The 21206-nt window shown below is 69.7% G+C and carries 19 protein-coding genes; 9 read left to right on the top strand and 10 right to left on the bottom strand.

Going from position 1 to position 21206, the window contains the following annotated elements; translation table 11 throughout:
- Nucleotides 1-415 precede the first annotated feature (415 nt).
- Nucleotides 416-2527 (top strand): betaine-aldehyde dehydrogenase, encoded by a 2112-nt coding sequence (betB, locus tag AUL34_RS10145; protein ID WP_061933588.1) that lies wholly within the window; start codon nt 416-418, stop codon nt 2525-2527.
- A gap of 15 nt (nt 2528-2542) precedes the next feature.
- Complete coding sequence (gene betA, locus AUL34_RS10140; RefSeq protein WP_082653287.1) at nt 2543-4213, top strand: choline dehydrogenase; 1671 nt, start codon at nt 2543-2545, stop codon at nt 4211-4213.
- A gap of 4 nt (nt 4214-4217) precedes the next feature.
- On the opposite strand, the gene AUL34_RS10135 is transcribed toward betA, so the two are convergent.
- The 9 genes from AUL34_RS10135 to AUL34_RS10095 form a co-directional block, all read right to left on the bottom strand.
- Entirely contained in the window at nt 4218-4655 is a 438-nt protein-coding gene (locus AUL34_RS10135) for a DUF1810 domain-containing protein (RefSeq protein WP_061933587.1), read from the bottom strand.
- A gap of 26 nt (nt 4656-4681) precedes the next feature.
- Nucleotides 4682-5746, bottom strand: coding sequence for a dipeptidase (locus AUL34_RS10130; protein WP_061933586.1), 1065 nt, complete (start codon nt 5744-5746; stop codon nt 4682-4684).
- A gap of 24 nt (nt 5747-5770) precedes the next feature.
- Nucleotides 5771-6541: an ABC transporter ATP-binding protein gene (locus tag AUL34_RS10125; protein ID WP_061933585.1), complete on the bottom strand. Its 771-nt coding sequence runs from the start codon at nt 6539-6541 to the stop codon at nt 5771-5773.
- Nucleotides 6538-7377 carry an ABC transporter ATP-binding protein gene (locus AUL34_RS10120; RefSeq protein ID WP_061933584.1) on the bottom strand — a complete coding sequence of 280 codons (840 nt, stop codon included), beginning with the start codon at nt 7375-7377 and terminating at the stop codon, nt 6538-6540. The genes AUL34_RS10125 and AUL34_RS10120 overlap by 4 nt, the downstream gene beginning before the upstream one ends.
- Entirely contained in the window at nt 7374-8297 is a 924-nt protein-coding gene (locus AUL34_RS10115) for an ABC transporter permease (RefSeq protein ID WP_061933583.1), read from the bottom strand. Before AUL34_RS10115 ends, AUL34_RS10120 begins: the two co-directional genes overlap by 4 nt.
- Nucleotides 8294-9388: an ABC transporter permease gene (locus AUL34_RS10110; protein ID WP_082653286.1), complete on the bottom strand. Its 1095-nt coding sequence runs from the start codon at nt 9386-9388 to the stop codon at nt 8294-8296. The genes AUL34_RS10115 and AUL34_RS10110 overlap by 4 nt, the downstream gene beginning before the upstream one ends.
- 9 nt (nt 9389-9397) lie before the next feature.
- Nucleotides 9398-11002 carry an ABC transporter substrate-binding protein gene (locus tag AUL34_RS10105; RefSeq protein WP_061933582.1) on the bottom strand — a complete coding sequence of 535 codons (1605 nt, stop codon included), beginning with the start codon at nt 11000-11002 and terminating at the stop codon, nt 9398-9400.
- Nucleotides 11003-11135: 133 nt separating this feature from the next.
- Nucleotides 11136-11903: an SDR family oxidoreductase gene (locus tag AUL34_RS10100; protein WP_061933581.1), complete on the bottom strand. Its 768-nt coding sequence runs from the start codon at nt 11901-11903 to the stop codon at nt 11136-11138.
- 212 nt (nt 11904-12115) lie between these two features.
- Complete coding sequence (locus AUL34_RS10095) at nt 12116-12970, bottom strand: amidohydrolase (protein WP_061933580.1); 855 nt, start codon at nt 12968-12970, stop codon at nt 12116-12118.
- Between the two features lie 338 nt (nt 12971-13308).
- Here AUL34_RS10095 and AUL34_RS22220 point away from each other — a divergent pair, with 338 nt between their 5' ends.
- From AUL34_RS22220 to AUL34_RS10065, 7 genes are all read left to right on the top strand, one after another.
- Nucleotides 13309-13467, top strand: a complete 159-nt coding sequence (locus AUL34_RS22220; RefSeq protein WP_156420867.1) for a hypothetical protein — start codon at nt 13309-13311, stop codon at nt 13465-13467.
- Nucleotides 13468-13623: 156 nt separating this feature from the next.
- A complete protein-coding gene (locus tag AUL34_RS10090) occupies nt 13624-14763 on the top strand; it encodes an acyl-CoA dehydrogenase family protein (protein ID WP_061933603.1) in 1140 nt (379 codons plus the stop codon).
- 7 nt (nt 14764-14770) lie between these two features.
- Nucleotides 14771-16366, top strand: coding sequence for a carboxyl transferase domain-containing protein (locus tag AUL34_RS10085; RefSeq protein WP_061933579.1), 1596 nt, complete (start codon nt 14771-14773; stop codon nt 16364-16366).
- A gap of 2 nt (nt 16367-16368) precedes the next feature.
- A complete protein-coding gene (locus AUL34_RS10080; RefSeq protein ID WP_061933578.1) occupies nt 16369-18222 on the top strand; it encodes a biotin carboxylase N-terminal domain-containing protein in 1854 nt (617 codons plus the stop codon).
- Nucleotides 18222-18677, top strand: a complete 456-nt coding sequence (locus tag AUL34_RS10075) for a MaoC family dehydratase (protein ID WP_061933577.1) — start codon at nt 18222-18224, stop codon at nt 18675-18677. Before AUL34_RS10080 ends, AUL34_RS10075 begins: the two co-directional genes overlap by 1 nt.
- Complete coding sequence (locus tag AUL34_RS10070) at nt 18674-19525, top strand: CoA ester lyase (protein WP_061933576.1); 852 nt, start codon at nt 18674-18676, stop codon at nt 19523-19525. The genes AUL34_RS10075 and AUL34_RS10070 overlap by 4 nt, the downstream gene beginning before the upstream one ends.
- Nucleotides 19522-20310, top strand: coding sequence for a thioesterase family protein (locus tag AUL34_RS10065; protein WP_061933575.1), 789 nt, complete (start codon nt 19522-19524; stop codon nt 20308-20310). Before AUL34_RS10070 ends, AUL34_RS10065 begins: the two co-directional genes overlap by 4 nt.
- Before the next feature lie 58 nt (nt 20311-20368).
- On the opposite strand, the gene AUL34_RS10060 is transcribed toward AUL34_RS10065, so the two are convergent.
- Entirely contained in the window at nt 20369-21205 is an 837-nt protein-coding gene (locus AUL34_RS10060) for a Cof-type HAD-IIB family hydrolase (RefSeq protein ID WP_061933574.1), read from the bottom strand.
- Nucleotide 21206 lies beyond the last annotated feature (1 nt).

Genomic DNA, 21206 nt, shown 5'->3' with positions numbered 1-21206 from the left:
ACGGGAGAGCCGCGATCACGAGGGTGGCAAGGCTTGCGGCCAGAACCCGGCTCGACGACATCATTCGCTCTCCCTCCGGACCCCGGATATCCCCGCCATCGCAGTGATGACAACAAACGAACCGCCTTGCGGATCGCCCGATCAATCGAACCGTCGCCGCCTATTGAGAACTGCGTCCCGGCGCCTGTCAAGCACCTGTTGAACGCACGTTCAATTCTTGTGGCCGAAGACGTTCCCGGACCAATTCGAAGTCAGCGTGCACGAGTTTTGCGCATATTTCTCGCTCTACTGCCGGTAACGAAGCCGGTACGCTTGTGCGCCTGCGCGGCATCGGGGATTGCATCGGCCGGGTTTTCGGTCGATTGAATGGGTGATCAACCCGCTCTGCCCTTCGCATGCGACGGAGACTGTCTTCATGGGCCGCCCCAACACCGCCCCTCGTTTCGGCCTCGAAGACCAGCGCCGCAGGCAGCTGATCGAGGCAACGATCGAGGCGCTCGCCGATGTCGGCTTCGCGGCCGCGAGCCTCTCGGAGATCGCTGGCCGTGCGGGGGTCGCGCCCTCGCTGGTGTCGCACTACTTCGGAGACAAGGACGGCCTCCTCGAGGCGACGCTACGTCACCTGGCGACGCGCGTCTCCGACGGCACGCGCTGGCGCCTCCAACGGGCCGACGGCCCGCGCGAGCGGATCCAGTGCGTGATCGACGCCAACCTCGCGCCGGAAGAATTCGATAGCCGCACGGGCTCCGTCTGGCTCGCCTTCTGGGGGCAGGTGCTGCATTCGGCCCGGCTGAAGCGCGTTCAGCGGGTCTACCAGCAGCGCATGCTGTCCAACCTGCGTCACGACCTCCGGCAGCTGGTGGCGGCCGAGGACGTCGGCCGGGTCGCGGTGGCCATCGCCGCGGTGATCGACGGGCTCTGGCTGCGCTCCTCCCTGTCCGATGCCGGGGAAACCGACAGCGCGGCGGCTTGCGCCATCGCCACGAGCTTCACCGACGTGCAGATCGCCGAAGCAAGGCCGAAACCCGCGAACCGGCGCCTGGGCGCGACACCGCGCATGCCGGGCGTGCCGGTGCTCACCAGTCATGTCGGCGGAGCCTACCTGCCGCAAGAGGCCGAGACCGAGACCTTCGCCACGATCAACCCCGCGACCGGGAAGGTGCTGGCCGAGATCGCGATCGCCGGCGAGCGGGAGGTGAACGAGACGGTGGCGCTGGCGCGCGAGGCGCAGCGGGCCTGGGGCGCGATGACCGGCGCCGAGCGCGGGCGCATCCTCAACCGCGTGGCCAGCCGGCTGCGCGAGCGCAACGACGAGCTCGCGCTCTTGGAGACGAAGGACACCGGCAAGCCGATCCAGGAAACGCTCGCCGTCGACGTCCTGTCGGGCGCCGACTGCATCGAATACTTCGCCGGGCTCGCCGCCGGCATCGCGGGCGAGCACGTCGATCTCGGCCCCTCCGCCTTCGGCTATGTCCGGCGCGAGCCGCTCGGGGTCGTCGCCGGCATCGGCGCCTGGAACTATCCGCTCCAGATCGCCTGCTGGAAGGCGGCTCCCGCGCTCGCCGCCGGCAACAGCTTCATCTTCAAGCCGGCCGAACTGACGCCGCTGACCGCCCTGAAGCTCGCCGAGGTGATGGCCGAGTGCGGCGTGCCGGCCGGCGTCTTCAACGTCGTGCAGGGCGACGGGCGCACCGGGCGCCTCCTGTCGCGCCATCCCGGCATCGCCAAGATCTCGCTGACCGGCGAGGTCGGCACCGGCAAGAAGGTGATGGCCGACGCCGCCACCACCTTGAAGCAGGTGACGCTGGAGCTCGGCGGCAAGTCGCCCCTGATCGTCTTCCCCGACGCCGACCTCGATGATGCCGTCGGCGGCGCGATGCTCGCCAACTTCTATTCGGCCGGCGAGGTCTGCTCCAACGGCACGCGCGTCTTCGTCCACGACGACGTGCGCGAGGCGTTTCTGCGCAAGCTCACCGAGCGGACCCGCGCCATGGTCGTCGGCGATCCCGCCGACCCCGCGACGCAGGTCGGCGCCCTCATCTCCGAGGCGCACATGAAGAAGGTCCTGTCCTACATCGAGGCGGGCAGGCGCGGCGGCGCGACGCTCCTGGCCGGCGGCGAGCGCGCGACCGCCGGACCTCTGGCGGACGGCTTCTTCGTCGAGCCGACGATCTTCGACGCCTGCACGGACGACATGGCGATCGTGCGCGAGGAGATCTTCGGCCCCGTCATGACCGTGCTGCCGTTCCGCGACGAGGACGAGGTGGTACGCCGCGCCAACGACACGCGCTTCGGCCTGGCCGCCGGCGTCTTCACCCGGGATCTGGCCCGCGCGCACCGCGTCGTGGCGCGCCTCGAGGCGGGTACGACCTGGATCAACACCTACAACATCACGCCGATCGAACTGCCCTTCGGCGGCGCAAAGGAATCGGGGCTCGGCCGCGAGAACGGGCGCGCGGCGCTTCTGGCGCACACGCAGGCCAAGAGCGTCTACGTCAATCTCGGGCGCGTCGACGCCCCCTACTGACCGGAGCGGCAAGCCGTGGAGATCGAGAGCTTCGACTATGTGATCGTCGGCGCCGGCTCGGCCGGCTGCGTCCTTGCCAATCGGCTGAGCGAGGACGGCCGGAGCACCGTCCTCGTCCTTGAGTTCGGCGGCTCGGACCGCTCGGTGCTGATCCAGATGCCGAGCGCGCTGTCGATCCCGATGAATATGCGCAAGTACAACTGGGGCTATGCATCCGAACCGGAACCGCATTTAGGCGGCCGGCGGATGAACTGCCCCCGCGGCAAGGTGCTGGGCGGCTCGTCCTCGATCAACGGCATGGTCTATGTGCGCGGCGCGCCGGCCGATTTCGACCGCTGGGAGAACGAGGGTGCCGCGGGCTGGAGCTACCCGGACGTCCTGCCCTACTTCCGCCGGGCCGAGAACCGGCGAGCGGGGGGCGATCCCTATCGCGGGGCCGAGGGCGCGCTGCACACGACCTACGGCACGCTCGCCAACCCGCTCTACGACGCCTTCGTGCGCGCGGCGGGCGAAGCCGGCCATGCACTCAACGAGGACATCAACGGCGCGACGCAGGAAGGCTTCGGCCGGATGGACATGACCGTCCACAACGGCCGGCGCTGGTCCACCGCCAACGCCTATCTGAAGCCGGCGCTCGGCCGGCCGAACCTCAAGGTCGTCACGCATGCGCTGGTGGAGCGCGTCCTCTTCGACGGCACCGCCGCGTCCGGCGTCGCCTACCGGGTCGGCGGTGTGGCGCGCCGGGCGCTGGCCCGGCGCGAGGTGATCCTTGCCGCCGGGTCGATCAACAGCCCGAAGCTCCTGAAGCTGTCCGGCGTCGGACCCGGCGCCGAGCTGAAGAGCCACGGGATCGCCGTCGTGGCGGACCGACGCGGCGTCGGCGAGAACCTGCAGGATCATCTGGAATTCTATTTCCAGGTCGCCTGCCGCGAGCCGATCACGCTGTTCTCTGCGATGACGCCGTTTGCCAAGGGATCGATCGGCGCGCGCTGGCTCTTCACCAAGCGGGGTCTCGGGGCCACCAACCATTTCGAGAGCTGCGGCTTCATCCGCTCGCGCCCCGACGTCGAGCATGCCGACATCCAGTACCACTTCCTGCCGCTCGCCGTGACCTACGACGGGCGCGGCCTCGCTTCCGAACACGGGTTCCAGGCCCATGTCGGACCGATGCGCTCGAAGTCGCGCGGCCACGTGCGCCTCGCCTCCGGCGATCCGGCGGCAGCGCCCCGCATCCTCTTCAACTACATGAGCCATCCCGACGACTGGGCGGAGATGCGCGCCTGCGTGCGTCTGACGCGCGAGATCTTCGCGCAGCCCTCGTTCGACCGCTATCGGGGCCGCGAGATCCAGCCGGGCGAGGCGGTGCAGAGCGACGAGGAGATCGACCGCTTCGTCACCGAGCACGTGGAGAGCGCCTACCACCCGTCCTGCACCTGCAAGATGGGAGCGGTGGACGATCCGCTGGCCGTGGTGGACCCCGAAACGCGCGTGATCGGGACGCAGCGGCTTCGGGTGGTCGATTCCTCGATCATGCCCTCGATCACCACCGGCAATCTCAACGCGCCGACCATCATGATCGCGGAAAAGGCCGCCGACATCATTCGCGATCGCGCAGCGCTGCCGCGCGCCGACGTGCCCTACGAGCGGGTGGCCTTCCTGCCGATGCCCGCGCAAGGAGCGCTGTAGCGCCTCAACGCTTGGGCGCGCCACCCAGAATGCTGAGCGTCGCGGGGTCGGCCGCGCCGGCGAAGTACTTGTCCAGCGCGGCGGCGAAGGGCGGGTCACCGTCGGAGGCATGGTTGAACAGCGTCATGCTGGAGTGGAACTTCACGTCGTCCGGCGAGCCGAAGATCTCGAGAACGGAGCGTCCGGCGACGGCGTTGACGAGTTCGGTGCAGCGCCGAAGGCGGGTGCCGAGTTCGGGATGGGCGAGAAAGGCCTTTGCCTCGTCCAGCGACGCGATGGCGTAGTGCTGCGCCGTCGGGCTTCGACCGAGGCCCGCGATCTGAGGAAAAACGAACCACATCCAGTGGCTGCGCTTGCGGCCATTCCGGAGCTCGGCGAGCACGGCGTCCATCACGGGCTCCTGTGCATCGACGAAACGCTGCAATCGGTGGGGGTCGTCCATCTCGTTCCTCCCGAACCTCGTCCCGATCAGCTCCCCCAGGTCCGACGCAGGACCGACAGCCAGTTGCGCCAGGCGATGCGCTCGACGAGGTCGCGCCCGTAGCCGGCCGCCGCCATCGCTTCCAGGAGACGCGGCAGGCCGGCGGCGGTTCCGATCGCGGCGGGGATCGTCGCGCCGTCGAAGTCGGAGCCGAGCGCGACGCCGTCCTCGCCCAAGTGCTTCAGGAGATGGTCGAGATGGCGCAGCATCGGGTCGAGGCCGATCGTCTCGTCCATGCCCCCGTCGCCGAGAAATGCGGTGGCGAAGTTGAGGCCGACGAGGCCGCCCGTCGCGCGGATCACATCCAGCTGCCGGTCGGTGAGGTTGCGGCTGTGCGGCGTCACCGCATGGGCGTTGCAGTGGGTGGCGACGAGCGGTGCGTCGGTGAGGGCCGCGACGTCGTCGAAGCCCTTCTCGTTGAGATGCGACAGGTCGACCAGGATGCGCAGCTCGTTGCAGCGCTGGACCAGCCGCTTGCCGGCATCCGTCAGGCCCGGCCCGGTGTCCGGCGAAGAGGGAAAGCGCATGGGCACGCCATGGCCGAAATGGTTCGGGCGGCTCCAGAGCGGCCCGACCGAACGCAGGCCCGCGGCATGGAGGACGTCGAGCGCGTCGAGATCGGCGTCGATCGCCTCGGCGCCCTCGATATGGAGGACCGCGGCGAAGCGCCCCGCGATCATCGCCGCTTCGATATCCCCGGCCGTGCGGCAGATCGCGAACGCGCCCTTCGAGGCACGCTCCAGCCGCAGGAAGATCGCGACCATCCGGAGCGTCGTCTCGCGCGCTTCAGCGAGACTCGGCGTGTGCGGAAACGGCAGGGAGTAAGGCGGCACGCGCATCGCGTCGGAGAGCGAGGCGTCCATGTGCGAGGGCGGGAACACGGCGAAGAGTCCGCCGGCAAGGCCCCCTTCCCGCGCCAACGCCATGTCGATATGACCGCCCGCCCCGCCCTCGAAGAAGCGACGTTCGGCCTCGCCGGTCGCATCCTCCATCAGGCGGAGCAGCGTGTCGTTGTGACCGTCGAAGACGGGAATGCGGTCGGTATTCGACAAAATCTCGAGTCCTTCGGAAAGGCGTCACACGGCAGCGGGGCGCACGAAGCCCTCGCTCGCCTTCATCAGCGCCTGGGTATACGCGCTTTCCACCTGCCGTGTCGCCAGCGCCTCGGCGTCCAGTTCCTCCACGGCCTCGCCCGCGCGCATCACCAGGAGGCGATCGCACATGTGGTCGATCACCGCGAGGTCGTGGCTGACGAAGAGGTAGGTGAGCCCATGCTCTCGCCGCAGCCGCGCCAGGAGGTTCAGGATCTCGGCCTGGATCGAGGCGTCGAGTGCGGAGGTCGGCTCGTCGAGCAGCAGGACGCTCGGCTCGAGGATCAGCACCCGCGCGATGGCCACGCGCTGACGCTGCCCGCCCGACAGCTGGTGCGGCAGGCGGAAGCGGAAGGCGGGATCGAGCCCGACATCGGCGAGCGCCGCCTCGATGCGGCGGTCGCGGTCGGACAGGCCGTGGATCGACAGCGGCTCGGACAGGATGCGGTCGATCGTGTGGCGGGGATGGAGCGACCCGTAGGGGTCCTGGAACACCATCTGCACCTGGCGCGTGAACGCGCGGCTGCGACGCCCCGAAAGCGCCTCGCCGTCGAAGAGGACGCGTCCACCCGACACCGGCGCGAGGCCGCACAGCGCCCGGAGAACGGTGGACTTGCCCGATCCCGATTCGCCGACGAGGCCGAACGCTGTGCCCGGCTCGACGCTGAAGGACACGGCCTTCACCGCCTCGACCCGACGCGCGCCCTCGCCGTAGACGGTGGTAAGGGCGTCGACGGCGATACGCGGCACGCTCATGCTTCGCTCCAGGCGGCCTGGCGCTCCAGCACCGGCAGGTCGCCATGCCCGCCGCCGATGCGGGGCAGGCAGTTGAGAAGACCCTGCGTATAGGGGTGCGTCGCCTGGTGCAGGCGTTCGGCCGCGATCTCCTCGACGATCCGGCCGCGATACATGACGAGCACCCGGTCGCAGAAGGTCGAGACGAGGCGCAGGTCGTGGCTGATGAAGACGAGGCCCATGCCGCGTCGCCGCACGAGGTCGTCGAGGATGCGCAGGACTTCGAGCTGCACCGTGACGTCGAGCGCGGAGGTCGGCTCGTCGGCGATCAGGAGCTCGGGCTCGGTCACCAGCATCATCGCGATCATCACGCGCTGGCCCATGCCGCCCGAGAGTTCGTGCGGATAGGCGGCGAGCACCCGTTCGGGGTCGCGGATCTGCACTTCCGTCAGCATGTCGATCGAGCGGCGCCGGATCTCGGCGGCGGACGGGCGGCCATGGACGCGCAAAGCTTCCGCGATCTGCCGCTCGACCCGCATCACCGGGTTCAGCGAGTAGCGGGGATCCTGCATCACCATCGAGATGCGCCGGCCGCGGATCGTGCGCATCCGGCGCTCCGGCAGCCCACGCAGATCGGTGCCGTCGAACACGATGCGGCTCGCCTCGACGCGGCCGGGCGGGCGCACGAGGCCGAGCACCGCGCGCCCGGTCATCGACTTGCCGGAGCCCGATTCGCCGACGATGCCGACACGCTCGCGCCCGACGTCGAACGAGACGCCGCGCACCGCTTCGAAGGGTCCGCGCCGCGTGTCGAAGGTGACGCGAAGATCGAGAACGGACAGGAGAGGCTCGGTCATCGCGCGCCGCTCCGGGGGTCGAGGATGTCGCGCAGCGCGTCGCCCAGAAGGTTGAAGCCGAGGCTGACGGTGAGAATCGCAAGGCCCGGGATCGTCGCCACCCACCAGTGCGACAGCAGGAACTGGCGGCCCGTCGAGATCATCGCCCCCCATTCGGCCTGCGGCGGCTGTGCGCCGAGGCCGAGGAAGCCGAGACCGGCGGCGGTGAGGATGATGCCGGCCATGTCGAGCGTCACGCGCACCACGACAGAAGACAGGCACATCGGCATGACGTGGCCGATGATGATGCGCAGCGTCCCGGCCCCCTGCAGCCGCGCGGCGGCGATGTAGTCGGAGCGTCGCACCGTCAGCGTCTCGGCCCGTGCGACGCGCGCATAGGCCGGCCAGGCGGTGAGCGCGATGGCCAGCACCGCGTTGACGATGCCCGGCCCCAGCGCCGCCACGAAGGCCAGCGCCAGGATGAGGCGCGGAAAGGCGAGGAAGATGTCGGTGACGCGCATCAGGACGCGATCGGTCCAGCCGCCGAGCGTGCCCGACACCGTGCCGATCACGAGCCCGAAGACCGGTGCCGTCACCGCCACCAGCGCCACGATGTAGAGCGTCACGCGCGAGCCGTAGACGAGGCGCGAGAAGATGTCGCGGCCGAGTTCGTCGGTGCCGAGGAGGTGGCCGTTCCAACCCGGCGGGTTGAGGCGGCCTGCGAGATCCTGCGCGTTCGGCGCATGGGTCGCGATGACCGGCGCGAAGGCGGCCATCAGGACGAGGAGGACGATGATCCCGAGGCCGACCATCGCGAGCGCGTTGCCGGTGAGCGTCCTCCATCCGTTCCAGGCGGCGATGCAGCGCGCCTGAAGTCGCGAACGCGGCGTGTCCGAGCTGAGCCAGGCGCGCCAGGACGACGGGGGGGCCGGAACGCTCATCGCGCCCTCGGATCGACGAGCGTGTAGAGGAGGTCGGACAGGAGGTTGAGGACGATGAACGTCGCGCCGATCACCAGCGTGCCTCCCAGAACCGCGTTGAAGTCGGCGGCAAACAGCGCCTGCGTGATGTAGAGGCCGAGCCCCGGCCAGGCGAACACGGTCTCGGTCAGCACCGAGCCCTCCAGCAGGGAGGCGTAGGACAGGGCGATCACGGTGATCAGCGGCACCATCGCGTTGCCGAGCGCATGGACCCAGACGACGCGCCATTCCGGCACGCCCTTCACGCGGGCGGCCGTCACGTATTCCTGGCCGAGCTGCTCCAGCATGAAGGAGCGCGTCATGCGCGCGAGGTAGGCCATGGAGAAGTAGCCCAGGACGCCTGCCGGCAGCACGACATGGGCGAGCGCGTTGCGGAGCACGTCCCAGGCCCCGGAAAAGGCGCTGTCGAGGATCACCGAGCCGGTGTAGCGGGTGACGTCCATCTCGTAGGTGAACTGCTCCGTCACGTCGAGCCGGCCCGGGCCCGCGGTCCAGCCGAGCTGTCCGTAGAAGACGAGGAGCGCCACGAGACCCAGCCAGAACACCGGCATGGAATAGCCGAGCAGCCCGACGACGCGGATCACCTGGTCGGGCCAGCGGCCTTGGGTCACCGCTCCGACGACGCCGGCCGGAATGCCGAGGAGGACGCCGATGAGGGTGGCGAGCGTCGCAAGCTCCAGCGTCGCCGGAAAGGCGCGCGCGATATCCTCGAGAACCGGGCGGGAGGTGAGGTTGGACTGCCCGAGATCGCCGCGCACGACCTCCGAGACGTAGCGCACGAACTGCTCGGGCAGCGGCCGGTCGAGCCCGAGCTCGACGCGCGCCGCCTCGTACTGCGCCTGCGTCGCCCGGTCGCCGACCACCGCGAGCACCGGGTCGAGCGGCACCACGCGGGCGATCAGGAAGGTGACGAGGAGGAGACCGAACAGGGTGACGAGAAGCGAGAACAGGAGGCCCGCGCCGCGCGCCAGAATGCGCGGGGCGCCAAGACGGGCGAGCACTCCCGCGCGCGCGAAGGTCCCGCGCGGGGTCCCGGTATCGAACGTGCTCATGCCGGCGCGTTACTGCGTCTTGTGCACCGGCCAGTAGAAGGCCGAGGCGACGGCGCCGCCGGCCGTGAAGTCCGTCACGTTCTGGCGCATCGCGGTCTGCTCGATCCGCTGGAACATCAGGATGAAGGGCGAGGACTTCTGCGAGATGCGCTGCATCTCCTCGTAGAGGGCGCGCCGCTTGGCCTCGTCCTTCTCGACCACCGCCGCTTCCACCATCGGGGTCGTCTCGGTGGCGGCGTAGTCGTTGCGCCAGGCAAGGTTGCCGGTCAGCTGTGCGGCGTCCGAGTTGTCGGCATTGGCGGCGAAGACGGACGCGTTGGTGTGCGGGTCGGGATAGTCCGGCCCCCAGGTCTGGAGCGTCAGCTGGTGGTTGCGCGCACGGTAGATCGACAGGGCTTCCGCGCCCGTCGTCGAGCGGATCGACAGGTTGATGCCGGCCTGCGCAAACTGGCCCTGCAGCGCCTGGCTGATGTCGATCCGCTCCTGCTCGTTGCGGATCAGGACCTCGATGTCGAAGCCGTTGGGATAGCCCGCCTCGGCGATGAGCGCCTTCGCCTTCGCCGGATCGAACGAGAAAGGTTTGTCGTCGATGGCGCCCAGGAACCCGGCCGGCAGGAAGGACTGGTGGACGACGTTGGTGCCTTTCACGATCGTGTCGGCCATGCCCTTGTAGTCGATCGCGTAGCGCAGCGCCTCGAGGACCTTGGGCTTGGCCAGGATCTCGTTCTTCTGGTTGGCGGAGAGGTAGTAGATCTGGCCGCGCAGGTTGTCCTCGATCTTGACCCCGTCCTTGCCCTGGATCGCCGCGACGTCGGTGGGCGTCATGTTGCGCGCCATGTCGACGTCGCCCTTCTCCAGAAGCAGGCGCTGGGTCGCAGGCTCCACCACGTGGCGCACGAAGACGCGCTTCATCGCCAGTTCGCTGGCGCGGAACCAGTTGGGGTTGGCCTCCAGGATCACCGATTCGTTGGGCGACCAGGAACGCAGCGTATAGGGCCCCGATCCCGCCGAATGGCGCGACAGCCAGGCGTTGCCGAGGTCCTCGCCGGAGGCGTTCGCCATCACCGTCTCCATGTCCACCACGGAGCCGGCCTCCGCCGTCAGGGCGTTGTAGAGGAAGGACGGCGCGAAGGGGCGGTCGGTCTCGATCACCAGCGTCCGGTCGTCGGTCGCGCGCACCTTGGCCTCGACGTTCTCGGGCGTCAGCCCGAACTGGCCGATCACGAAGGCGGGCGTCTGGTTGAGCTTGACGACGCGCTGCAGCGAGAAGGCGGCGTCCTGCGCCCGCACCGGATTGCCGGAGGCGAACTTGCGTCCCTCCGTCATGACGAAGGTGAAGGTCTTGCCGTCCTCGGATACCGACCACTGGGAGGCGAGGCCCGGGATCGGGGTCAGCGTCTTCGGATCGAGCTCGACCAGTGTCTCGTAGAGATTGTTGACCTGATCCTGGCCGGAGAACTCGAAGCTCTGGGCGGGGTCGAGCGAGATCATGTCGTCGATCGCGTTGGCGATCACCAGCGTATCGGCCGGCGTATCCGCAAAGGCCGGAAGGTTGGTCGCCAGGGCGCCGAGAAGCATCGTGCCGGCGAACAGAGACGTCGTGAAACGGAACATGGGGGACCTCGCCTGGTGACCGCCGGCAGCATTGGCGCGCCGGCATGCTTCCTTGAGTCGCGACGCTATGCGATGCCGAAATTTCTGGCAATGCCTCTTCACGGGGCAGGTCGGCGGCAGCCTCCGGCCCCTTCTAGAGGGTGGCCAGAACCCCGCCGTCGACATAGACGATCTGCCCGTTGACGAAGTTCGAAGCATCGGAGGCGAGGAAGATGCAGGCGCCCTGCAGCTCCTCTACCCGCCCCCAGCGGCCGGTCGGCGTCCGCTGGGTCAGCCATTGCGTGAACGCCGGATCGTCCACCAGCGCCTGGTTCAGCGGCGTCTCGAAATAGCCGGGGCCGATGGCGTTGACCTGCAGCCCATGGCGCGCCCAGTCCGTGCACATGCCCTTGGTGAGGTTCAGCACCGCGCCCTTCGTCGCGGTGTAGGGGGCGATCGAATAGCGCGCGGCCTGCGCCTGGAGGCTGGCGATGTTGACGATCTTGCCGCGCCGGCGGCCGATCATGTGCCGGGCGACAGCCTGACCGACGAAGAACACCGAGTCGACGTTGGCGCGCATGATCTCGGACCAGGTCTCCGCCGGGTAGTCCTCCAGCGGCGCCCGGCGCTGGATGCCGGCGTTGTTGACGAGGATGTCGATCGGACCGATCCCGGCCTCGATGCGATCGACGCCGGCCTTCACCGCGGCGTGGTCGGTCACGTCGAAGACGGCGACCTCCGCCGCGATGCCCTCGGCCCGCAGGCGCTCGGCGGCCGCATCGAGCTTGGCCCCGTCCCGGCCGTTGAGCACGACGCGCGCGCCGGCCCGGCCAAGCCCTTCGGCGAGCGACAGGCCGATGCCCTGGCCGGAGCCGGTGACGAGCGCCGTGCGCCCACTCAGGTCGAAAAGCTTCAAGGACATATCCCCTCCCGGTCCCATGCCATCCCCTGCGATGCTGATAACCGCGCCCCGTCGATCGCGCGAGGGCGTTTTGCCGGGCCGGCAAGACGAACCGGCCGCCTGGCGGCCGTTCGGGCGGGATGGAGGGGCGCCGCATGCCGCAAGAGCGCGGACTTCCCGGGATGAAGACCGGACCGACCGAAACCCTTTCGTGGGAGGGAACAGACGAACCTTCAGGCGCCGAGGCCGTAGAATCGCGCGGCGTTTTCGCCGAACACCTTGGCCATCTCGTCCGGCCCGAAATGGCGTCCGAGAAGGGCCCGCGCCGCGTGGGCGACCTCGCCGTATTCGGCGGCGAGCGTCGCGACCGGCCAGTCCGAGCCGAACAGGAGCCGGTCCGCGCCAAAGCAGCGGGCGACGTGGTCGACGTAAGGCGCGAGATCGTCGAGCGTCCAGTCGGTTCCTGCCTCCGTCACCATGCCGGACACCTTGCACGAGACGTTCGGAAAGGCCGCGACCGCCGCGATGTCGGCGGCCCAGGGGTCGAGGTCGCCGGTCGCGATCGCCGGCTTGGACAGGTGATCCACCACGGCGCGCAGGCTCGGCACCCCCTCCAGCGCCTTGGCGACGTTCGGCAGATGGCGCGGGAAGGTCAGGATGTCGAAGGCGAGACCGCTGTCGGCGACCCGCCGGAGGTTGTCGAGGACGCGCGGGCGCAGGATGAAGGCGTCGTCCTCGAGATCCTGCAGCATCGGCCGCAGCCCGACGAAATACGGGTTCGCCCGGTAATGCGCGAGGCGCTCGGCAAAGCCGTCCGCATCCATGTCGAGCCAGCCGACGACACCCGCGACGAAGGGCGTGCGGGCCGCGATCTCGAGGAGGAAGTCGGTTTCGGCTTCCGTTTCTGCCGCCTGGACGAGGATCGTCCGGTCGATGCCGGCGCGGCGCAGGAGGGGCTCGAGATCGCCCGGCATGAAGTCGCGCAGGAGCGGCTTCACATGATCGCCCATCCAGCCGTAGTCGCCACGCGAGGTCAGCCAGAAATGCTGGTGGCTGTCGATGGCACTCGGCCGGATGGTGGATGTCATGGATGCAGCATTCCCTTGCGAAGCAGAACGTCACCATACAGCCGCCGCTCGCCAGTGGCGATCAGGGCGGCGGCATTTCGGGATGCCTGATGACCTCGGCCGGCGATCGCCGACGGAGCCGCTCCGGAACAGGCGATCGCCGGGAATGCAGGCGGTCCATAGGCGCATCGGGCCCCGGCGATGCATGCGGGAGACCCATTCTCGGTCGACGGCGACGGAACGTGCGCGACCGGCTTTTCGGCGCGCGGGTAGGGTTAACGAACGGTTGCGACTGGTCCGCCCGACGCCTCGCGCGATATGCATCCCGGCGCCCCGTCCATTTCCGAAGGAGACGTCCGATGTTGCCCCCCATGCCCGGGCCGAACCCGAATGCTCTAGGGGCGCTGGCGCTCGTGCTTGCCATCGGCGCGGGCGGCACGGTTCTGGCGATCGCCGCGCTCCTCGGCTGGACCGCGCTCGAACTCGCCTGTCTGATCGAGCACTACGGCGAAGCGTAGGGCGGCGCCGGTCCGCCCGGACGCCTAGCGCGGCGCCGCGTTCTCGTGGCCGCTGCCCCCATCTTTCGATTTTGCGCGCCGCGCCCGGGAGCCGTAGACTTGGTTCCGGCAGCTTGGGAGGGCGCGTTGACGGACCTGGATTACGGCCTCGGGGAAATGGCGGATACGATCCGCAGCACCACGCGACGCTTCGCGCTGGACCGGATCGAGCCGATCGCAGCTGAGATCGACAGGCAGGACCGCTTCGCCCGCGAACTCTGGCCGCAGATGGGAGCGCTCGGGCTCCATGGCATCACGGTTGAGGAGGCGGACGGCGGCCTCGGGCTCGGCTATCTCGAGCACCTCGTCGCCTGCGAGGAGGTGAGCCGCGCGTCGGCTGCCATCGGCCTTTCCTACGGCGCCCACTCGAACCTGTGCATCAACCAGATCCGCCGCTGGGCGAGCCCCGAGCAGAAGGCGCGGTATCTGCCGGGGCTCGTGTCCGGCGAGCATGTCGGAAGCCTCGCCATGTCGGAGGTGTCAGCCGGCTCCGACGTCGTCTCGATGAAGCTGCGGGCCGACCCTGTGGACCGCGGCTGGCGTCTCAACGGCACCAAGTTCTGGATCACCAACGCGAGCCACGCCGATACGCTGGTGGTCTACGCCAAGACCGATCCGCAGGCCGGCTCGAAGGGGATCACCACCTTCCTGGTCGAGAAGGGGATGGCCGGCTTCACCATCGGCCAGCATATCGACAAGGTCGGCATGCGCGGCTCGCCGACGGCCGAACTCGTCTTCGACGACTGCTTCGTTTCGCACGAACAGGTGATGGGCCCGTTGAACGGCGGCGTGCAGGTGTTGATGTCCGGGCTCGACTACGAACGCGTGGTGCTGTCCGGCATCCAGATCGGCATCATGCAGGCCTGCCTCGACGTGGTCGTCCCCTTCGTGCGCGAGCGCCGGCAGTTCGGCCGCCCGATCGGCGAGTTCCAGCTGATGCAGGCGAAGGTCGCCGACATGTATGTCGCGCTGAACGCCTCGCGGTCCTACTGCTACGCGGTGGCGAAAGCCTGCGACGCCGGCCGCGTCACGCGCTTCGATGCGGCGGGATGCATTCTCCTCGCCTCCGAAAGCGCGGTGCGGGTGGCGGGCGAGGCGATCCAGGCGCTCGGCGGGGCCGGCTATACGCGCGACTGGCCGGTGGAGCGCTACTGGCGCGACGCCAAGCTCCTCGACATCGGCGCCGGAACCAACGAGATGCGGCGCATGCTGGTCGGCCGCGAGCTGATCGGCCAAGCCGCGCCGCGCGTGCAGTAGGCCGACGATGCCGACGCTTCGATCGCTGGTCGACACCCGCTCCAACACCTTCGCCGCCCAGGCCACCCACAACCGCGCGCTGGCAGAGACCCTGCGCGAGACCACGGCCAAAACGGCGCTCGGCGGCTCGCCCGAGCACCGCGCCCGCCACGTGGCGCGGGGCAAGCTCCTGCCGCGCGACCGGGTCGGCCGCCTCCTCGACCCGGCCTCGCCCTTCCTCGAAATCGGCGCGCTCGCCGCCAACGGCATGTATGGCGACGGCGCGCCCGGCGCCGGGATGATCGCCGGCATCGGCCGCATTGCGGGGCGCGAATGCATGATCGTCGCCCACGACGCGACCGTGAAGGGCGGCGCCTATTTCCCGATGACGGTGAAGAAGCACCTGCGCGCGCAGGAGATCGCCTGGGAGAACCGCCTCCCTTGCGTCTATCTCGTGGATTCGGGCGGGGCCAACCTGCCGCATCAGGCCGAAGTCTTTCCCGACCGCGACCATTTCGGCCGCATCTTCTTCAACCAGGCGCAGATGTCGGCGACGGGCATTGCGCAAATCGCCTGCGTCATGGGCTCGTGCACGGCGGGCGGCGCCTATGTGCCGGCGATGTGCGACGAGACCGTGATCGTCCGCAACCAGGGCACGATCTTCCTCGCCGGCCCGCCGCTGGTGAAGGCGGCGACGGGCGAGGTGATCTCGGCGGAAGACCTCGGCGGCGCCGAGACGCACGGCCGGCGCTCCGGTGTCGTCGATCATGTCGCCGAGAACGACAGCCACGCGCTCCTCATCGTGCGCGACATCCTCGGCACGCTCAACCGGCCGAAGGCCGTGGACATCGAGCGCCAGCCCCCGCGCCCGCCGCTCCACGACCCGGCCGAACTCTACGGCATCGTGCCGACCGACCTTCGCACCACCTACGACGTGCGCGAAGTGATCGCTCGACTGGTGGATGGGTCCGAGTTCCACGAGTTCAAGGCGCTCTACGGCACCACGCTGGTCTGCGGCTTCGCCCATCTCTGGGGCATGCCGGTGGCGATCCTCGCCAACAACGGCGTCCTGTTCTCTGAGAGCGCCTTGAAGGGCGCCCATTTCATCGAGCTCGCCTCGCAGCGCCGCGTGCCGCTCCTCTTCCTCCAGAACATCTCGGGCTTCATGGTCGGCGGCCGTTACGAGGGCGAGGGCATCGCCAAGAACGGCGCCAAGCTCGTGACGGCTGTGGCGACCGCCACCGTGCCGAAGATCACCGTCCTCATCGGCGGCAGCTTCGGGGCCGGCAACTACGGCATGTGCGGGCGGGCCTACTCGCCACGCTTCCTGTTCTCCTGGCCGAACGCGCGCATCTCGGTGATGGGCGGCGAGCAGGCGGCGAGCGTTCTGGCCACCGTCCACCGCGATGCCGAGAGCTGGAGCGCGGAAGAGGCAGAAGCCTTCAAGGCACCGATCCGCCGGAAATACGAGGACGAAGGCAACCCCTACTACGCCACCGCCCGGCTCTGGGACGACGGTATCATCGACCCGGCCGAGACGCGCGACGTCCTTGGCCTCGCCTTCTCGGCGACGCTCAACGCCCCGATCCCGGAGCGCCCGCGCGCCGGCCTGTTCCGGATGTGACGATGATCGAGAGCCTCCTGATCGCCAATCGCGGCGAGATCGCCCGCCGCATCCTCCGCACCGCCCGGCGGCTCGGCATCCGCACGGTGGCCGTCCATTCCGACGTCGATGCCGCGATGCCCTTCGTCGCGGAAGCCGACGAGGCCGTCTGCATCGGCACCGCGCCCGCCGGCGACAGCTACCTCCGGCAGGACCGCATCCTCGACGCCGCCCGCAGGACGGGGGCCGAGGCGATCCATCCCGGCTACGGCTTCCTGTCGGAGAATGCCGAATTCGCGGAAGCCGTGGCTGCTGCGGGTCTGGTCTGGGTCGGCGCCCCCGCCGCCGCGATCCGCGCCATGGGCCTGAAGGACGCCGCCAAGGCGCGGATGATCGAGGCCGGGGTCCCCGTCACGCCGGGTTATCTCGGCGCCGACCAGAGCCCCGAGCGCCTCCTGCGCGAGGCGGAGGCGATCGGCACCCCGCTCCTGATCAAGGCGGTGGCGGGCGGCGGCGGCAAGGGCATGCGCCGCGTCGACGCGCTGGCCGACTTTCCCGCCCTCCTGGAAAGCTGCCGGCGCGAGGCGGCCGCCGCGTTCGGCGACGACCGCGTGCTCTTGGAACGTTACATCACCGCGCCCCGGCACATCGAGGTGCAGGTCTTCGGCGACACGCATGGCAACGTCCTCCACCTCTTCGAGCGCGACTGCTCGCTCCAGCGCCGCCACCAGAAGGTGATCGAGGAGGCCCCCGCCCCCGGCATGGACGAGACGACGCGGCACGCCGTGTGCGAGGCGGCGGTGCGCGCGGCCAAAGCCGTCGACTACGTCGGGGCCGGTACGATCGAGTTCATCGCCGACGGGTCGGAAGGGCTGCGAGCGGATCGCATCTGGTTCATGGAGATGAACACGCGTCTCCAGGTCGAGCACCCCGTCACCGAAGCGATCACCGGCCAGGATCTCGTGGAGTGGCAGTTGCGCGTGGCCTCCGGCGAGCCCCTGCCCCTCGCCCAGGATGACCTTTCGATCAACGGGTGGGCAATGGAGGCGCGTCTTTACGCCGAGAATCCGGCGACGGGCTTCCTCCCCTCCACCGGCCCGGTCGAGCGCCTGCGCTTTCCCCCGGGCGTTCGCGTGGATAGCGGCGTCGACGAAGGGGATGCAATCACGCCTTTCTACGACCCGATGATCGCCAAGCTCGTCGTGCACGGCGCGACGCGCGTGGAGGCGGCGCGGCGTCTGGCGAAGGCCGCGCAAGGCGTGCAGGTCTGGCCGCTGAAGACCAATGCGGGATTTCTCGCCCGGGCCGCCGGCCATCCGGATTTCGTGGCGGCGGAGGTCGACACCGGCTTCATCGAGCGCCACGCGGAAGCGCTGGTCCCCGCAGCCGAGCCGCCGGATCGTGTGGTGGAAGCGGCCGCGGCCGCGCTCCTGCCAGCCCACACCGGCGACCCGTGGACCGACCTCGCCGGCTTCCGCCTCAACGCCCCGCCCGAGAGGGCCGTGGAGCTCGACATCGCCGGGATGCCCTATCGCGGCGATCCGAAGCGGCATCCGGCCGTCGCGATCGCGGGCGGCGTCGCCTTTCTCGACGGCGAGGCCTGGCCCTTCGGCCCTCGCCGAAGCGCCGGCGCCGGGACACAGAGCGAGGGCGACGGCGCCATCCTCTCGCCGATGCCGGGCACCGTCATCGCGGTCCATGTCGGCGAGGGGCAAAGCGTCGCCAAGGGTGAAAAGCTCATGGTGCTGGAGGCGATGAAGATGGAGCAGGCGCTTGTCGCGCCCTTCTCCGGGATTGTGACCGCGTTGAAGGTGGCGCAGGGCGCGCAGGTGCCGGAGGGCACGCTGCTCGCCCGGATCGAACGGGAGACGGTCTGATGGCGGGGCGCCCCTTCGAGGACTGGACCGTCGGCGAGCGGATCGTCCACGACATCCGCCGCACCGTGACGGAAACGGACAATCTTCTCTTCACGGTGATGACCCACAACCCGCAGCCGCTCCACCTCGACGCCGAGGCGGCGCGCGCGAGCGAGTTCGGCCAGATCCTCGTCAACGGCACCTTCACCTTCGCGCTGATGGTGGGCCTTTCGGTCGGCGATACGACGCTCGGAACGCTCGTTGCCAATCTCGGCTACGACAAGCTCGTGATGCCGAAGCCGGTCTTCCTCGGCGACACGCTGCGCGCCGAGACCGAGATCCATGCGCTGAAGGACAGCCGCTCGCGCCCGGAGGCCGGCATCGTCACCTTCGCGCACCGCATGCTGAACCAGCGCGACGAGATCGTGTGCGAGTGCCTGCGCACCGCGCTCGTGAAGCGGAAGGCAGTTGCGTGAACCTCCGCTCGCTTCTCTTCGTGCCCGGCGACCGGCCGGACCGATTCGCGAAGGCGGGATCCAGCGGCGCCGACGCGGTGATCCTCGACCTCGAGGACGCCGTCGCCCCCAGCGCAAAGGATGCCGCCCGCGCCGCAGTAGCGGATCGTCTCGGACAGGAACGCGGCCGGGCGCGCCTCCTCGTTCGGGTCAACCCGCTGGGAACGCCGCTCTTCGAGGCCGATCTCCGGGCGCTGCGGGGTCTTTCACCGAACGCCGTGATGCTGCCCAAGGCCGAAGGGGCGGCGGATGTCCGCGCCTGCGCCGCGCGGCTAGCGGAGGCCGGGATCGACGCGCCCATCCTGCCGATCGCCACCGAGACCCCCGCCGCGATCTTCGGGCTCGGCAGCTACGCCGAGGTCGGGGATCGGCTGGCCGGACTCACCTGGGGCGCCGAGGACCTGCCGGCCGCGATCGGCGCGTCCGCGAGCCGCGAGGCGGACGGCCGCTTCACGCCGCCCTACGAGCTCGCCCGCTCGCTCGCCCTTTTCGCCGCCCACGCGGCGGGCGTCGCCGCGATCGAGACCGTCTACCCGGACTTGCGCGACGAAGCCGGCCTTCTCGCCTTCGCGACCCGCGCCGCGCGCGACGGCTTCACCGGCATGATGGCGATCCACCCCGCCCAGGTCGCCGCGATCAACGCCGCCTTCACGCCGGATGCGGCGGCCGTGGCGAGCGCCCGGCGCATCGTCGCCGCCTTCGCCGCCGCGCCGGGGGCCGGGGCGCTTCAGGTGGACGGGCGCATGGTGGACGCGCCGCACCTTGCCCAAGCCCGCAAGCTTCTCGCCCGTGCAGGGGACATCGCATGACCGACCGACCCGGTTCCTATTTCGAGCGCGAGGGCGCCCGCGCCTTTCGCGCGACCCGTCTCACCGAAGGCGCATGGAACCCCGCCGAGCAGCACATCGCCCCGGCGCTCGGCCTCGTCGCCCATGCGATCGAGGCGGACATGCGGGAGCGGCGCGGCGCCGATCCGCTGGTGGTCTCTCGCGTCTCCTACGACATTCTCGGCGTCGTCCCGATCGGCGTCGTGACCGTCGAGACGAGCGTCCTGCGCCCCGGCCGAACGATCGAGCTCGTCGAGGCCCGGCTTCTCTACGACGGACGGCCGGTGCTGCTCGCGCGGGCCTGGCTGCTCAAGGCTTTCGACGCCTCGAGCATCGCCGGCACGGCCCTCACACCGCTCGCGCCCCCCGAAGGACTGCCCGACCACGCGTTCGACGGCTCATGGGCCGGGGCCTGCGTCGCCTCGATCGAGGGACGCCGCGAGCCGCTCGGCCAAGGCCGGGCACGAGGCTGGATCCGCACGCCCCACGCCCTCATTGGCGGCGAGAGCGTCAGCGGCACGGCCTGGGCGCTCGGCATGGTGGATTTCGCCAACGGCATCACGCCGCGCTTGCGGCCGGACGAGGCCTTCTTCCCCAACGTGGACCTGACCGCGCATCTCCTGCGCGTGCCGGCGCCGGGATGGCTCGGCTTCGACACGAGCGTCACCTTCGATGCCGGCGGGATCGGCCTGACGCACTCGATCCTGCACGACGCGAACGGCCCGCTCGGCTCGGTGGCGCAGAGCCTCACGGTGCGACCGCGCTAAGGACCCCGCAGCGAAATCCGGCGCGGCCTTCGGGTTCGCTGGGTGCGGCAAAGGAGGCTCAGTCGCGCTGCGCCTCGACCAGTCGATCGAGGAAACGCGCCACGCCGTCCTCCTCGTTGGACGCGGTGACGAACCCAGCCGCCGCGCGCACCGCCTCCCCGGCCTGTCCCATCGCGACGCCGAGCCCGGCGCGCGTCAGCATCGGGATGTCGTTCGGCATGTCGCCGACCGCCGCCGTCCGTTCGAGCGGCACGTCGTGGGCCTTCGCCAGGAATGCCGCCCCGTCGCCCTTGTTGGCGACCTTCGCGGTCACGTCGAGAAAGTAGAGCTGCGAGCGGACGACGTTGGCGGTCCGCCCCAGCGTGGCTCCGATCTCCCGCTCCATGCGCTCGACCAGGGGATGGTCGTCCGACACGCCGACCACCTTGTCCGTCCGGTCGAACCAGGGCGAGAAGTCCTGGACGATCGTCGGATCGACGCACGCCGCCTTGCGCTCGCGGTCTCCGTGGAGCGCGTCCTCCGAACGGGCGAGCCACAGCCCGTCGGCGAAGACCCAGACCGGAACTCCGGCCGCATCCAGACGCTCGACCGCCTCCCGCGCGTCCGCCGCCGCCAGGCGATGGGCCTCGATCACCTCGCCGTCCGCCCGGAAGAGAGTGCCGCCGTTGAAGGCGCCGACAGCACCTGCGATCTGGAGATCGCGCACGATGCTTCCGAGTCCGCTCGCCGGCCGCGCGCTGATGAGCGTGACCGCGATGCCGGCCTTCTGCGCACGGGCGACGGCCTCGACCGTGGCGTCCGCGAGGGTCTTGTCGTCGCGCACCATCGTGCCGTCGATGTCGCAGATGACGAGGCGGATGGACCTGGCGAGATGGAGGTCGAGCGTCGTTCCCATC

This window comes from Aureimonas sp. AU22, from assembly GCF_001463745.1.
GTDB lineage: Bacteria > Pseudomonadota > Alphaproteobacteria > Rhizobiales > Rhizobiaceae > Aureimonas.
Note: the sequence above shows the minus strand (reverse complement) of the source record. Positions and strands in the feature narration are given on the sequence as shown.

Coding starts and splice junctions, on each gene's coding strand:
- AUL34_RS10060 (WP_061933574.1), bottom strand. CDS start 21,205: ATGGGAACGACGCTCGACCTCCATCTCGCCAGGTCCATCCGCCTCGTC.
- AUL34_RS10105 (WP_061933582.1), bottom strand. CDS start 11,002: ATGTTCCGTTTCACGACGTCTCTGTTCGCCGGCACGATGCTTCTCGGC.
- AUL34_RS10080 (WP_061933578.1), top strand. CDS start 16,369: ATGATCGAGAGCCTCCTGATCGCCAATCGCGGCGAGATCGCCCGCCGC.
- AUL34_RS10075 (WP_061933577.1), top strand. CDS start 18,222: ATGGCGGGGCGCCCCTTCGAGGACTGGACCGTCGGCGAGCGGATCGTC.
- betB (WP_061933588.1), top strand. CDS start 416: ATGGGCCGCCCCAACACCGCCCCTCGTTTCGGCCTCGAAGACCAGCGC.
- AUL34_RS10090 (WP_061933603.1), top strand. CDS start 13,624: ATGGCGGATACGATCCGCAGCACCACGCGACGCTTCGCGCTGGACCGG.
- AUL34_RS10120 (WP_061933584.1), bottom strand. CDS start 7,377: ATGACCGAGCCTCTCCTGTCCGTTCTCGATCTTCGCGTCACCTTCGAC.
- AUL34_RS22220 (WP_156420867.1), top strand. CDS start 13,309: ATGTTGCCCCCCATGCCCGGGCCGAACCCGAATGCTCTAGGGGCGCTG.
- AUL34_RS10095 (WP_061933580.1), bottom strand. CDS start 12,970: ATGACATCCACCATCCGGCCGAGTGCCATCGACAGCCACCAGCATTTC.
- AUL34_RS10135 (WP_061933587.1), bottom strand. CDS start 4,655: ATGGACGACCCCCACCGATTGCAGCGTTTCGTCGATGCACAGGAGCCC.
- AUL34_RS10110 (WP_082653286.1), bottom strand. CDS start 9,388: ATGAGCACGTTCGATACCGGGACCCCGCGCGGGACCTTCGCGCGCGCG.
- AUL34_RS10125 (WP_061933585.1), bottom strand. CDS start 6,541: ATGAGCGTGCCGCGTATCGCCGTCGACGCCCTTACCACCGTCTACGGC.
- AUL34_RS10115 (WP_061933583.1), bottom strand. CDS start 8,297: ATGAGCGTTCCGGCCCCCCCGTCGTCCTGGCGCGCCTGGCTCAGCTCG.
- AUL34_RS10065 (WP_061933575.1), top strand. CDS start 19,522: ATGACCGACCGACCCGGTTCCTATTTCGAGCGCGAGGGCGCCCGCGCC.
- AUL34_RS10100 (WP_061933581.1), bottom strand. CDS start 11,903: ATGTCCTTGAAGCTTTTCGACCTGAGTGGGCGCACGGCGCTCGTCACC.
- AUL34_RS10085 (WP_061933579.1), top strand. CDS start 14,771: ATGCCGACGCTTCGATCGCTGGTCGACACCCGCTCCAACACCTTCGCC.